Consider the following 13,295-nt stretch of genomic DNA (forward strand, 5'->3'; position numbering starts at 1 on the left):
CCTACAGATAGTCACGGCGCAAATCATTCATGACAGTATAAAACTCGTCTATCACCTCGTTGATGATCTGCTTGGCGGGTTTCACCGCATCAATGCGCCCGGCCACTTGCCCAGAAAGGGCGATCGCAGCCTCCATGTCACCGCCAAAATACAAATCAAGCACACCGCGCATTTCAGCCATGATATTGTCCGTTGGTTCAACATCCAGTTGTGTTGTTCGTTCAGTGCGCAAGGCGCGCAATGCCGGTCCCGGCCCATGGCGGTTAAGGAAAAGCGTATCGGTTTCCTTCGCGTTGATGATCGCGTCTTTCCAGTTATGGTGCACAGGTGATTCCGCAGCGCTGACCATCCGTGTGCCCATTTGCACTGCCTCAGCGCCAAGCGCAAATGCGGCTGCCATTGTCCGTCCGCAGACGATACCGCCAGCGGCCACAATAGGCACGTCAACTTTGCTCCGGATGAGCGGTAGTAGGACCATCAGGGCGACGTCCTTCGGATTTTTGAAACCACCGCCTTCGCCGCCTTCGACTACAAGGCCGTCAACACCGGCATCAATGGCTTTCAATGCACCGGCCAGTGTTGGTACGACGTGAAACACCGTAAGGCCCGCTGCCTTTAATGCCCCGCAATATTTATTAGGGTCGCCCGCAGATGTGGTTACAAATTTGATACCTTGGTCGACGACAAAATCGACGATACCGGGATCACGCACAAAGGCTTGCGCGATGTTCACGCCAAAGGGTTTATCGGTAAGTTCGCGCATCTTGATGATTTCGGCGCGCACTTCATCCAACTGTCCAGATGATGTTTCGATTATGCCAAGCCCCCCTGCGTTCGACACCGCCGATGCCAGTTGCGCCCGCGCAATCCATCCCATTGGCGCTTGAATGATGGGATATTCGACACCGAGCAGGTCGATCATGCGGTTTTTCATGGGCTTCATATCAACGTCCAATCTGGCTAGTGCGTATGTTGCGTTGTCCGGCGAATCCGGCTTTGCGATGTACTTAAATCATATGATATTCGGGGGGGTCTCTTTGAACTTCAGGAGATTGAGCATCACAAAGGGGCCATTTTCAGCGCCTCGGAAAAAGGACGTGATTTGCTCCATGGCAGGAAACACGGCGTTCTCGACGCGCATATTCATTCTCTCCCATAATTTAATCGCCTGCTTAAATCAGAGGGGGCGTGTTGTAAAAGCGAATATGCATTGGTCGCCCCGTCGCCCATAAGATGATGAACTTATGCGCAAATAAACGCGCCTAAGACACGATTTTGATATGCGACCCGGCGGCCGAATGGGCCGCCATTTTTTTACCCAGCCCTAAAAAAACAGCATCCACAATCATGGCCAGCTTAGCAACGCTCAACTTCGTTGTCCCGACGCGGAAAAGAATATCGGGGCTCGTATAACATTGCACCATTTGATTAATCAGCGACACGGCCTCATCGATAGACAGGCCTTCGAAATAGCCCTGCTCCATCGCCTCAGCCACAATGATCGACAGATAATGATCCCCCAAATCAACGTAGCCGCGCACGACCTCGAAATATTGATGACCAATTTCCAGATAGCTTTTCAACAGGTCAGGCTCCGCCTCATACTGTTCAACGATAGCCAAGTAACGCCGCGCAAAAAATTGGTACATTTTGTCGCGAACTGGCAAGTCAGACTCAGCCACCTCAACCATTATCCCTACTTTTTCGGCAAAGAAACGATCGGCAACGGCCTCAAGCAACGCTTCTTTGTTATCGAAAAAGCGATACAGATTGGATGGAGACATGCCCGCTGCGGCGGCCAGATCGGTCATTGAAATATCGGCCGACCCGCGCTTGCGAACAAGGTCATCGACCACTTCAAGCAACGCGATTCTGCCGGCTTCTATATCAGTGTGTGGCCGTGCCATAACGCTTCCTGTATTATATCTGCATCACAGTTTTGTGACATAACGCGGATTGTTTCATTTTTCAATGTGGTCAAATGTGAATTGTCCCTGCGTCGTCGCTTTTGCAGGAATATCACTTTGGTCGACAAGTCCCGACAACGTCAGCCCAAGGAGCCGAACGCCCATTTCGACCGGTAAAATCTGATCAAGCAACGCATGCCCAACTTGCGCAATAGTCGCACGATCCGACAAGGCTTGTCCCACGGTGCGAGAGCGCGTGATCGTCCGGAAATCCGAATAACGCGCCTTCAATACTAATGTCCTGCCCTCTGCCTGATACCGGTCAATGCGGCCCCAAAGGATATCGACCATTTCTTCTAATGCGTCGCGCAGTTCTGGCTCACTGCTTTTGTCGCTGAAATAGGTACTTTCCGCCCCGATAGATTTGCGCACAGCATTGGCGTTGACCGGACGGTGATCAATCCCGCGCGCGGCCCAGAAAAGATAGCCGCCCCAACTGCCAAAATGCTGCGCCAGCCACGCCTCATCTTTTAGCGCAAGGTCCGCGCCCGTATGTACGCCCAGCTTTGCCATTTTCTCAGCGGTGCGCGGCCCGACACCGTGAAAACGGCGGACCGCCAAGCTAGCTACAAATTCCGGACCTTGATCTGGCAAAATGACGCACATTCCATCGGGCTTATTCTGGTCGCTGGCCAGCTTTGCAATGAACTTGTTATAGCTTACACCGGCGCTTGCAGTAAGGCCCGTCTCGTCGCGGATAGCCGCGCGGATCGCCTTGGCAATCTTCACCGCCGACCCGATGCCTTGCTTGTCATGGGTCACATCAAGATAGGCCTCATCCAAAGAGAGTGGTTGAATAAGATCGGTGTGCCGCGCGAATATCTCGCGAATCTGTCCGGACACCACTTTATAGGCCTCAAACCTTGGTTTGACGAAAATCAGGTCGGGGCATTGCCTTTGCGCCGTGACAGAAGGCATGGCCGAGCGCACACCGAACGCCCGCGCTTCATAACTCGCCGCCGCCACAACACCGCGTTTGGACGACCCGCCGACAGCGACAGGCTTGCCGCGCAGATCAGGATTATCCCGCTGCTCCACGCTGGCGTAAAATGCATCCATGTCGACATGGATTATCTTGCGGATAAGAGCGGAATCTCCTTCCATCGCAGACTAAGGCCTAGGAACCCAGCGCCACCCGCAACGCTTTGCGGTCAAGCTTGCCGATCATTGTTTTTGGCAAGACGTCCATGATCGTGACACCTTGGACGCGTTCATGTTTACCCAATTTCGGGTTGAGCCACGCTGCAAGCGCTGCGCCATCTTCGGTCGCACCATTTTGCAATGTCACAAAGGCGCGCGGAATTTCGCCGAGATATGCATCAGAAACGCCAATAACGAGCGCTTCCTTAACCGCTGGATGTTGGTAGAGGACGTCTTCAACTTGGCTTGGGAACACCTTGAACCCGCCAACGGCGATCATATCCTTCAACCGGTCAACGATGTAGATAAAACCATCTTCGTCAATCGTCGCGACGTCACCTGTTCGAAGATACTTGCCGAGAAATACTTCTGCATCCGCCTCTGGCCGGTTCCAATATCCGCACATAACCTGTGGACCAGAGAAAGTAAGCTCGCCGGGTTCGCCGGGTGGAGCGGGCTTAGTCGGGTCCTCCTTGTCAACAAGCCGGACGTCGGTTCCAGGGACAGGTTGCCCGATGCTGCCAATCTTGTTCAGGCCCTCATAAGGGTTGCACGAAACCACGCCTGAGCTTTCGGTTAAGCCATAGCCTTCTATAACAACAGCTCCGGTAGCTGTCTCAAACCGCTTTTTCAGTTCACCGGCCAAGGGCGCGCCGCCCGAAATACAGGCGCGAAGGCTTCTAAAATCGGTCTTTGCAAGGTCCGGGCAATCCAGCAATGCTTGATACATTGTCGGCACGCCAGGAAGCGAAGTTATCTTTGCGCGGGTAATCGCCGCCAAAGCCGCCTTTGCCTCAAATCGGGGCAGCATGACAATTTCACCGCCATTGGCGACTGTGCGATTAAGGACAGTTGCATTTGCGAAGACATGGAAAAACGGCAGGACGCCAAGGATACGATCGTCCAATGGTCCATCCGGCTGATTCATTCTGCTATGCGGATCAAGCATGTTAATCTGCCGCGCATTGGCTGTGATATTCTGATGACTTAACATTGCGCCTTTGGGGGTGCCAGTAGTCCCGCCCGTATATTGCAACTGCGCAATATCTTTTTCGGGTGCGCATGGCTGAATCGTATAATCGCCTGCATTTGCGACCAGATGGGCAAAAGTAGACACGCGACTATCAGAGGGTATCGCCGCAATCTCGCTGCGTTTGAACACACGATATGCCCAGCTTTTCGCTTTGGGCAACGCTTCGGACACGCTTCCGACGATCAATTCTTTCAGGCTGCTATTATCGAGTACCTTCATCGCCGTGGGCAATAGCGCCGCCGCAGAGACCGTGAACAAAATGGAAGTACCACTATCGGCGACCTGATGCGCCAGTTCATCAACGGTGTAGAGCGGCGAAAAATTCACGACCGTCGCCCCCGCTGCCAAGGCGCCATAATAAGCCGCGATATATTGCGGCACATTGGGCAGGAACAGGCCAATATGGTCGCCCTTGCCTATACCCTTATTTTGCAACCCGCGGGCGACACGCCGCACAGTCTGCGCCATCTCTGCATAGCTGTATTTGCGGCCCATGAAGTCAGCCATGGCTGCGCGGCCCATGCGCTCGGCCGATTGGAAAAACATGTCATGTAGCGCCAATGCGGGAAATTGCTGATCCCATTTGATAGGATGAAAATAGCGATCGTTCCAAATGCTCTGTGTCATGCAGACATTATGCCGCGTGATACCAGCCAACGCCATCGCGGATTTCACATTTTATCCGCCCCGCAAAATGCAAATGTCGCAGATGCGCCTGCGCCTCGCCCGCAGCTAAGCCATAGACGCTATCGTCAATCTCGCGGTCAAACAGTAAGGAGAATGTATCAACGGCGCGCATTTCGGTGGTGCGCAGTTGCAATTCAAGCTTATCAAGCCGTTCATGATGTCCCGAGGCAAGCTTGTCCAGACGGACATGCACCCCAGTAAATGGTTCCCCATGTGCGGGCAGCACCAACATATCAGCTGGCAAAGCCGCACGGAATTTCGCAATGGACGCCAGCCATTCACCGAGCGGATCGGCCTCTGGCTCGCTGTCCATGACCGATACGTTTGATGTGATGCGCGGCAAAATTTGATCCCCGGCAATAATCATTCCATTGCCGAAATCTACCAAGCAAGCATGTTCAGGTGTGTGTCCACCGCCAGTCATCACCGTCCAGTCGCGTCGCCCAACCCGAATGACTTGTCCGTCATCCATGCGCACATGCCCCGTCGGAAGTTTGGATACGGCTCTCGCAAAACCGCCCCAATCGCCTTTTCGCAATATATCGATGCGTTCTTCGTCAAAGCCCGCAAATTTTCGATTGCTCAAGACGTCTTCTGGCGGGTGATCTAACTGCTCGCCGGTCAGCATGCGTGCCATCAGCCATTCGGTGCGGTTCATCCAGATCGGGACTTTGAACTTGTTGGCCAACCAACCCGCGCAGCCCACATGGTCTGGATGGAAATGCGTTACGAAAATCCGTGTTAGGTCGCGGTGCGCCAACGCACCCTTGAAAAGCAACTGCCATTGGTCAATCGTTGGCTGCATGAACAGGCCCGTATCGGCAATCGCATATCCGCCGTTCGCCTCATCCAGCAGCCATAAATTGATATGCGCCAAATTGCCGGGCACGGGCATCCGCGTCCAACCCATATCGGGCGCTATTGGATAAATTTCACCATATTGCGGAGCGTGTTCACCCAAGGGGTAAGTTAGCCCCTTAAGCTCTCTTGCTTCAAATCCATGGTCGGCAAGCGATGCGTCATATGCGGGGGGTTTGGAAATTGCCATACCCCGTCGTGCCTTAATCAAACGATTAAGGCAATCATCACGTTTGGATTATTCGCCAGCTTTTTTGAATAAGGTGTCGGCGGTCAATTCTGCCTTGCCCACATTTTCGTCTTCGCCATTCAACGCAGCTTCGGCGCGGCGTGCAGCTTCCGCACGTTCTGCCCGCAATTCTTCGATCAACGCGTCGCGATCGGTTCCAAGGCGCGCATCATTGGCAGCGGTGTTGTCGATACCCGCTTTCTTTGCTGCGCGGTTCACGATCGCATCCAGTTCGCGCTGCGATGTCAAACCAAGCGTGACGGGGTCCTTCGCCTGAATTTCAGCAATGTTCCAGTGGCTACGCTCACGAATGGCCGCAATTGTATTGCGCGTCGTACCGATCAACTTGCAGATCGCGCCATCCGAAATTTCAGGATGATTGCGCAGCAACCAAGCAATGCCATCCGGCTTGTCCTGACGCTTCGACACTGGTGTATAACGCGGCCCTTTTGTGCGACGAACCTGATCCGGTCCCTTGGACATTTTAAGGACATAATCCTCATCCGCCTGACCCTTTTCAATTTCTTCCATCGCCAGTTCCCCGGCGTGCACAGGATCACGCCCGGTATATTTCGATCCAGTCATGTCATCAGCCATGGCTTGCACTTCAAGGATATGAATACCGCAGAACTCGGCGATTTGCGAGAAGCTCAAACCCGTGTTGTCGACCAACCAAGCGGCAGTCGCATGTGGCATCAAAGGGGTAGCCATGTCATTTGCTCCAATAATAAGGGACGCCCCTTACGGAGCGGCCTGAATGTCGTGGATCAGCATTAGGCGAAGTTTGCCATATCGGCAAGCGACAATGCGCGTTTGGACTTGCACGCGCCGCACCAGCCGTGCATTCCGGAGCAATCATTGGGGGAAGAAATGCTACGTTTGATCAAATGGCTCTTCATTTTGTTGCTTGCCGCCTTGGCCGCGCTGTTCCTCTGGGGCTATGCGCCTGACACGGATGCCGCCCAGATGGAGCGCAAATATGGCAGCGCCGCTTCGCGCTTTGCCAAATTGGAGTCTGGTCTGCGCGTGCATTATCGCGACGAAGGAAAACAGGACGGGCCCGTGCTCGTTCTCATTCACGGCTCAAACGCATCGCTCCATACATGGGAGCAGTGGGTTGGCATTTTGGGCAAAGACTATCGCATTATTTCGCTCGATCTTCCCGGACATGGCCTGACTGGAAATAACCCCGCAGGCGTCTACGACAGTGCATCTTATGTGCGCGTCGTTGACCGTTTATTGACCCAGTTGAATGTTGATAAGGCCGTGATCGGCGGCAATTCGATGGGCGGCGGCGTATCGTGGGCATATGCATTGGAGCATCCGGAGAAAATCGAAGCTTTGTTGTTGGTTGATGCCAGTGGACAACCAAATGCAAGGTCCGGAGAAATGCCACTTGGATTCCGGCTGATGCGCATGCCCGTGATAAAAGAAGCCGCACGCTTCATCGCACCCCGCAGCATTTTTGAATCGAGCGTCAAAACGTCGATGAGCGTTCAATCCGGAATCGACGACAAGCTCATTGATAGATATTGGGAGTTAAACCGCTATCCCGGCAACCGCACCGCAACCATGCAACGCTTTTCAAGTTCCAAGAGCATGGCGTCCGGCACAAAAGAACGGCTTTCGACTATAAAGGTGCCCGTTTTAATCTTATGGGGCGCGGAAGATAATTTAATCCCCGTCACAGCGGCCAAATGGTTCGCGGAAGCCATGCCGCAGGCCAAGCTGATTATTTACCCCAATGTTGGCCATATCCCGATGGAGGAGATTCCGCAGAAGAGCGCCAATGATGTCAAAATCTGGCTGGATGGATTGGGAACGCAAGCGCCGAAGGCATAAAGCTGTATTTCGTGCTTAAACCGCCAGCGTGATTTTCCCGACATGCGCGCCAGATTCCATATAAGCATGCGCGGCGGCGGCTTCGGCTAGAGGAAAAACCTTGTCCATTTCCGGACGCAGCGTACCATCACAAACCAGCGGCCAAACATTGGCCGATATTTCCTGCGTAAGCATCGCCTTAAACGTGGCGGTTCGAGGGCGCAGCGTTGACCCAGTCAGCGTCAGGCGGCGTGACATGACATAAGCCATGTTGATTTCTGCTGTCATCCCGCCCTGCACCGCAATGGTCACATGCCGCCCGTCTTCGCGCAAACACTGCAGGTTGCGCGACACGTAACTCCCTGCGACCATATCAAGCACGAGGTGAACGCCCTCGCCATTTGTGAGCGCCTTGACACGTTCGACGAAGTCGGAATCATTATAGTTGATGGCGTGGTCAGCGCCAATTTTTTCGGCGACTGCGCATTTGTCGTCAGAACCACAGGTCACAATCACCGTCAGGCCGAAAAGCTTGCCCAGCTTGATTGCCATGGTACCAATTCCGCTGGTCCCGCCGTGAATCAATATGGTCTCGCCGGCGGTAGCATAGCCCCGCTCAAACACGTTATGCCAGACGGTGAACAATGTTTCAGGCAAGGCCGCAGCCGCAGCCATCTCCATGCCCGCAGGAACTGGCAAGCACACATCCAACCGCGCGAGGCAATATTCGGCATATCCACCGCCAGATACCAACGCGCAATAACGGGCACCGATTATGGTCGGGTCGACATCATCCCCCACGGCGACGACTATGCCCGACACTTCAAGCCCCGGCAGATCACTCGCGCCCGGAGGCGCAGGATAAAGTCCTTTGCGCTGGATAACGTCAGGCCGGTTGACGCCCGCATAAGCGACTTTCAACAACACTTCGCCCACATCTGGAACAGGCAGCGGTCGACGCGACGCGACAAGCACTTCGGGCCCGCCCGGCGTCGAAATTTCGATTGCGGTCATGTGATCCGGTAACTGTGCCATTACTAAGTTATCCCTTGTGAATGGTCAGTCTTTAAGCAAGCTTCATATTGACAGCAACCGTCCATCGGTAAAATATGCGTTATGGATATTGACGAAAATCTACCGCGCCGACGCGACGATCCTGTGGCAAATCTTGTTAAGCAGGATATTGACGCCTTGTCTGTCGCGGAACTTGAATTGCGGATCGCGGCGCTAAAGGCCGAAATTACGCGCTGCGAAACCAAAATTACGTTTGCAAGCAAGCACAGAAGCGTTGCCGACGCGTTGTTCAAGAAGTGACTCATAGCGGGCCAATGCGCAGAAAGCGGGAAGCCAAACCGTTATATCTGTCATCATGCTTGAAAGCACCGAAGCCCGCGCCGATATAGTGTAGAGAACGCGCAGCGACTCATTTTAGGGAGACGGAATTATGCCATCATTTGCAGAGTCGTTGGAAACCACACTTCATAACGCCTTGAAGCATGCTGGCGACCGTGCGCATGAATACGCAACGCTGGAGCATCTCCTGCTGGCGCTCATTGAAGATGCGGACGCAGCAAAAGTCATGCAGGCTTGCGGTGTCGAGCTTGGCGAACTTTCGGACATCATCATTACATATTTGGATACCGAGTTGGAAAGCCTACGCGTGGAGGGCAAGGTTGACCCGTCGCCGACAAGCGGCTTTCAGCGCGTCGTTCAACGGGCGATTCTGCATGTCCAAAGTTCCGGTAAAGACGTCGTAACTGGCGCAAATGTGCTGGTCGCTTTGTTTTCAGAACGCGAGAGCTATGCCGTATATTTCTTGCAACAGCAGGATATGAGTAGGCTCGATGCCGTATCTTATATCAGCCATGGCATCGGCAAGGACGGCAAGCTAGCCGAACCTCGGTCAGTCACCGGCGCTGAGCAGAAAAGCGAAGAGCCCGAAGACGCCAAGACGAAAAAAGACAAGAAAGAAGGTGCGCTGGACCAGTTCACCGTTAACCTGAATGAAAAAGCCAAGCAGGGCCGCATTGACCCGCTGATCGGGCGGGCTGCCGAAGTTGACCGCACTGTCCAAATATTATGCCGCCGGTCGAAGAATAACCCGCTATATGTGGGTGAACCGGGCGTTGGAAAAACAGCGATTGCAGAGGGTCTGGCCCGCCGTATCGTTGAGAATCAGGTGCCTGAGGTTCTTTTACCAGCAGTGATCTACTCGCTCGACATGGGCGCATTGCTGGCTGGAACGCGATATCGCGGTGACTTTGAAGAGCGGTTAAAGGCGGTCGTGTCCGAGTTGGAGAAGCTGCCGGACGCGATCCTGTTCATCGACGAAATCCACACAGTGATTGGCGCTGGCGCAACCAGCGGCGGTGCAATGGACGCGTCAAACTTGCTGAAGCCCGCTTTGTCCGGCGGAACCATCCGCTGCATCGGGTCGACCACCTACAAGGAATTCCGCAACCATTTTGAAAAAGACCGCGCATTGCTGCGCAGATTCCAGAAAATTGATGTCAACGAGCCAAGCGTTGAAGATACGATCAAGATCCTTGCCGGCTTGCGCAGCGCGTTTGAAGAGCATCACAAGGTGAAATACACCCCCGACGCCATCAAGGCTGCGGTAGAGCTGTCCTCACGCTACATCAACGACCGTAAGCAGCCTGACAAGGCGATAGACGTGATTGACGAAGTTGGCGCCATGCAGATGCTGGTGGCCCCGTCAAAGCGTCGCAAGATCATCACAGCCCGGGAAATTGAGGCCGTTATTGCCACGATCGCCCGCATCCCGCCAAAGCAAGTTTCGACCGATGACAAGACTGCGCTTGGCACGCTTGAGGCCGATCTCAAGCGCGTCGTGTTTGGACAGGACAAGGCGATTGCAGTGTTGGCGAGCGCCATCAAGCTCAGCCGTGCTGGTCTGCGCGATACCGAAAAGCCAATCGGCAGCTATTTGTTCAGCGGCCCGACTGGCGTCGGTAAAACCGAAGTCGCGCGGCAATTGGCTTCTATCCTTGGCATTCCGCTCAAGCGATTTGACATGTCTGAGTATATGGAACGTCACAGCGTCAGCCGTCTGATTGGCGCCCCTCCCGGATATGTCGGCTTTGACCAAGGCGGATTGCTGACAGATGCCGTCGACCAAAGCCCGCATAGCGTGCTGTTACTCGACGAAATCGAAAAGGCGCATCCGGACCTGTTTAACATCCTTTTGCAGGTGATGGACAATGGTCGCCTGACCGATCATCACGGCAAGACCGTTGATTTCCGTAATGTCATTTTGATCATGACGACCAATGCGGGTGCCAGCGACATGGCGAAGGAAGGCATTGGTTTCGGCAACAACATCAGCAAGGAAGATGCAGGTGATGAGGCCGTTAAGAAAACGTTTGCACCGGAATTCCGCAATCGCCTCGATGCAACGGTACCATTTGGCTATCTGCCGACCGAAGTTGTAGCGCGCGTCGTCGACAAGTTCATCCTGCAGTTAGAGTTGCAGCTTGCCGACCAAAATGTGCATATCAAGCTTGATGATGAAGCACGGGCTTGGTTGACTGAGCGTGGCTATGACAAGCTATATGGCGCGCGCCCGATGGGTCGTCTTATCCAGGAAAAGATCAAACAGCCGCTTGCGGAAGAGCTGTTGTTTGGCAAACTCATTCATGGTGGTGAAGTTGCTGTGCGTATCAAGGACGACCAGCCCGCATTTGAAGTAACACCCGCACCGCCTAAGTCTGCCAAGCCTAAGTCGCCAAAGAAGAGTGCTGCGAAAAAGTCCAGTAAAGCCCGCTAAATACATGCTCCCCTGCGATCAGGGGAGCATTCTAAATCTGGCCGATTGGCAACAACTGGGCAGACGGCCCAATATCCTTAAACAATTCGGGTTCAGTTCCGGTCATCCAGACTTGCGCCCCGGTATCTGCCAACAACGCAAATAACGCAGCACGTCTTGACGGATCGAGATGCGCCGCGACCTCATCCAACAGCAAGATCGGCGGGGCATCACGTTGCGCCGATACAAGCGCCGCGTGCGCAAGGATGAGAGAGAGCAATAATGCCTTCTGCTCCCCTGTAGAACACTGCTCCGCGACCTGTCCTGAGGCGCTGTGTAATACTTCGAGGTCGGCACGATGCGGGCCAAGCAAAGTGCGCCCGGCAGCGGCGTCACGGCTTCGTCCCTTGCGCCATGCAGACGCAAGATCGCCATCGGCAGTTGCAACCTTATCAACCAATTTAATCTGCGGCGTGGCAAATGGCCCGGATATGTTTGTCAGCAATTGAGCACTCAACGCCTCAACAACCCAAATGCGGGCCGCCTGAATATAATTTCCGCTCTCCGCCATCTGCGCCTCAAGCGCATCTAACCATAATGGGTCGGCACCAACACCGCCCGCCAAAAGCCGGTTGCGTTGTTGCATGGCCTTTTCATATCGGCTGCTGTGCCGCGCGTGGCCCGGGTTTATCGCCAATACCAAGCGATCCAGAAACCGCCGACGCGCGGCTGCGCCGTCTGCAAACAAGCGGTCCATCGCTGGGGTTAGCCAGATAACCGACAGCCATTCGGCAAGGCTGTTTATCGCCGCATTACTCTCGTTCACCCGCACCTTGCGCCGTTCAGGCTGCTCTGCGCTGACCCCAGTTCCAATCACATTGCCGCCAGCATGCGCAACGATAGCAAAGCCGCCACTGCCCTCGTTGCGCACCATGTCAGACATGGCCGCCCGGCGAAGACCTCTGCCCGGTACCAAAAGCGACACTGCCTCCAGGATATTCGTCTTACCGGCCCCGTTTGACCCGTGAAGTGCAATGAACTGCGCCTCTGGCTGGATCTCCAGCGCAGCATGATTTCGAAAATCATTCAGGGTTAGTCGCGACAGCGTCATATCATGCGTCTGCTATAGTATGACCATTTTTGGTCAAGCGGCTATTGCCACTCCACCACTCCCAAATATTGGCATGATTTCCCAATATATGAATTTATTCCAATCATGCAGCAATCCCAGATATGTCACAATTCATTGTTTTTAATAGAAAAATCAATTTTGGCATAAGCTATGCACAGTAGTTCACATAGCCGGCATGGTCCGGGACATCGAAAAGGAAATCAACATGACACAATATGCACACACACAAATTCTATCGGCTTTCGCAGCAGTTATCTGCGCATTCATCACTATCGGCATCAGCGTGGCACCTGCCATTGCACCTGCCGTTGCGATCATAGCATAACAAAATCCCATATTTTGAGTTTAGGGAGCAATTTAATGACACGTTTGACACTTGATAAAGCCAATAAGAAAATTCTCGGCGTTTGCTCTGGCCTTGCCAACTGGACTGGCATGGATGCCATGATCATTCGCTTGGTCTTCGCCGTTGCAACGGTTGTCGGCTTTGGTTCGCCAGTTTTGATTTACATTTTGCTGGCGTTGATACTCGACTAACGCGCACAAAGTTGTCGCAAGCGGGCTGGCAGGGGATGTAAAACAGACTTGCATCCCCCGCAGGGACCGAATGGCGCAAAGAACCTTTAGCTGACGTCAACTGGCAACGGGGCTTACCGCCTAAA

At 53.8% G+C, this 13,295-nt stretch carries 12 protein-coding genes; 4 read left to right on the plus strand and 8 right to left on the minus strand.

Annotated elements, in window-relative coordinates; all coding sequences use genetic code 11:
- Position 1: 1 nt before the first annotated feature.
- The 6 genes from Q0O07_RS03495 to Q0O07_RS03520 all read right to left on the minus strand — a co-directional run bounded on the left by Q0O07_RS03495 (position 2) and on the right by Q0O07_RS03520 (position 6,625).
- Positions 2–943, minus strand: a complete 942-nt coding sequence (locus tag Q0O07_RS03495; RefSeq protein ID WP_295490424.1) for a nitronate monooxygenase family protein — start codon at positions 941–943, stop codon at positions 2–4.
- Between the two features lie 319 nt (positions 944–1,262).
- Positions 1,263–1,907, minus strand: coding sequence for a TetR/AcrR family transcriptional regulator (locus tag Q0O07_RS03500; protein ID WP_295490425.1), 645 nt, complete (start codon positions 1,905–1,907; stop codon positions 1,263–1,265).
- A 54-nt stretch (positions 1,908–1,961) separates the two neighbouring features.
- Complete coding sequence (dinB, locus tag Q0O07_RS03505) at positions 1,962–3,071, minus strand: DNA polymerase IV (RefSeq protein WP_295490427.1); 1,110 nt, start codon at positions 3,069–3,071, stop codon at positions 1,962–1,964.
- Positions 3,072–3,084: 13 nt separating this feature from the next.
- On the minus strand, positions 3,085–4,767 hold the full coding sequence (locus tag Q0O07_RS03510; protein WP_295490593.1) for an AMP-binding protein: 1,683 nt from the start codon (positions 4,765–4,767) through the stop codon (positions 3,085–3,087).
- A 7-nt stretch (positions 4,768–4,774) separates the two neighbouring features.
- A complete protein-coding gene (locus Q0O07_RS03515; RefSeq protein ID WP_295490428.1) occupies positions 4,775–5,875 on the minus strand; it encodes an MBL fold metallo-hydrolase in 1,101 nt (366 codons plus the stop codon).
- Between the two features lie 48 nt (positions 5,876–5,923).
- Positions 5,924–6,625, minus strand: a complete 702-nt coding sequence (locus Q0O07_RS03520; RefSeq protein ID WP_295490430.1) for a DUF1013 domain-containing protein — start codon at positions 6,623–6,625, stop codon at positions 5,924–5,926.
- 159 nt (positions 6,626–6,784) lie between these two features.
- Between Q0O07_RS03520 and Q0O07_RS03525 the strand changes: the two genes are divergently transcribed.
- On the plus strand, positions 6,785–7,756 hold the full coding sequence (locus Q0O07_RS03525) for an alpha/beta hydrolase (RefSeq protein WP_295490431.1): 972 nt from the start codon (positions 6,785–6,787) through the stop codon (positions 7,754–7,756).
- Positions 7,757–7,771: 15 nt separating this feature from the next.
- On the opposite strand, the gene Q0O07_RS03530 is transcribed toward Q0O07_RS03525, so the two are convergent.
- Complete coding sequence (locus Q0O07_RS03530) at positions 7,772–8,770, minus strand: NAD(P)H-quinone oxidoreductase (RefSeq protein ID WP_295490433.1); 999 nt, start codon at positions 8,768–8,770, stop codon at positions 7,772–7,774.
- 81 nt (positions 8,771–8,851) lie between these two features.
- Between Q0O07_RS03530 and Q0O07_RS03535 the strand changes: the two genes are divergently transcribed.
- A complete protein-coding gene (locus tag Q0O07_RS03535; protein ID WP_295490435.1) occupies positions 8,852–9,049 on the plus strand; it encodes a DUF1192 domain-containing protein in 198 nt (65 codons plus the stop codon).
- A gap of 130 nt (positions 9,050–9,179) precedes the next feature.
- Complete coding sequence (clpA, locus tag Q0O07_RS03540) at positions 9,180–11,522, plus strand: ATP-dependent Clp protease ATP-binding subunit ClpA (protein WP_295490437.1); 2,343 nt, start codon at positions 9,180–9,182, stop codon at positions 11,520–11,522.
- A 31-nt stretch (positions 11,523–11,553) separates the two neighbouring features.
- Here clpA and recF read toward each other — a convergent pair whose 3' ends face one another.
- Complete coding sequence (gene recF / locus Q0O07_RS03545; RefSeq protein ID WP_295490438.1) at positions 11,554–12,612, minus strand: DNA replication/repair protein RecF; 1,059 nt, start codon at positions 12,610–12,612, stop codon at positions 11,554–11,556.
- Between the two features lie 381 nt (positions 12,613–12,993).
- On the opposite strand from recF, the gene Q0O07_RS03550 reads away from it, so the two are divergent.
- Positions 12,994–13,170 carry a PspC domain-containing protein gene (locus Q0O07_RS03550; protein WP_295490440.1) on the plus strand — a complete coding sequence of 59 codons (177 nt, stop codon included), beginning with the start codon at positions 12,994–12,996 and terminating at the stop codon, positions 13,168–13,170.
- The last annotated feature ends 125 nt before the right edge of the window (positions 13,171–13,295 follow it).

This window comes from Sphingorhabdus sp. EL138, from assembly GCF_945890115.1.
Classification (GTDB): domain Bacteria; phylum Pseudomonadota; class Alphaproteobacteria; order Sphingomonadales; family Sphingomonadaceae; genus Sphingorhabdus_B.

Coding starts and splice junctions, on each gene's coding strand:
- Q0O07_RS03495 (WP_295490424.1), bottom strand. CDS start 943: ATGAAGCCCATGAAAAACCGCATGATCGACCTGCTCGGTGTCGAATAT.
- Q0O07_RS03500 (WP_295490425.1), bottom strand. CDS start 1,907: ATGGCACGGCCACACACTGATATAGAAGCCGGCAGAATCGCGTTGCTT.
- dinB (WP_295490427.1), bottom strand. CDS start 3,071: ATGGAAGGAGATTCCGCTCTTATCCGCAAGATAATCCATGTCGACATG.
- Q0O07_RS03510 (WP_295490593.1), bottom strand. CDS start 4,767: ATGACACAGAGCATTTGGAACGATCGCTATTTTCATCCTATCAAATGG.
- Q0O07_RS03515 (WP_295490428.1), bottom strand. CDS start 5,875: ATGGCAATTTCCAAACCCCCCGCATATGACGCATCGCTTGCCGACCAT.
- Q0O07_RS03520 (WP_295490430.1), bottom strand. CDS start 6,625: ATGGCTACCCCTTTGATGCCACATGCGACTGCCGCTTGGTTGGTCGAC.
- Q0O07_RS03525 (WP_295490431.1), top strand. CDS start 6,785: ATGCTACGTTTGATCAAATGGCTCTTCATTTTGTTGCTTGCCGCCTTG.
- Q0O07_RS03530 (WP_295490433.1), bottom strand. CDS start 8,770: ATGGCACAGTTACCGGATCACATGACCGCAATCGAAATTTCGACGCCG.
- Q0O07_RS03535 (WP_295490435.1), top strand. CDS start 8,852: ATGGATATTGACGAAAATCTACCGCGCCGACGCGACGATCCTGTGGCA.
- clpA (WP_295490437.1), top strand. CDS start 9,180: ATGCCATCATTTGCAGAGTCGTTGGAAACCACACTTCATAACGCCTTG.
- recF (WP_295490438.1), bottom strand. CDS start 12,612: ATGACGCTGTCGCGACTAACCCTGAATGATTTTCGAAATCATGCTGCG.
- Q0O07_RS03550 (WP_295490440.1), top strand. CDS start 12,994: ATGACACGTTTGACACTTGATAAAGCCAATAAGAAAATTCTCGGCGTT.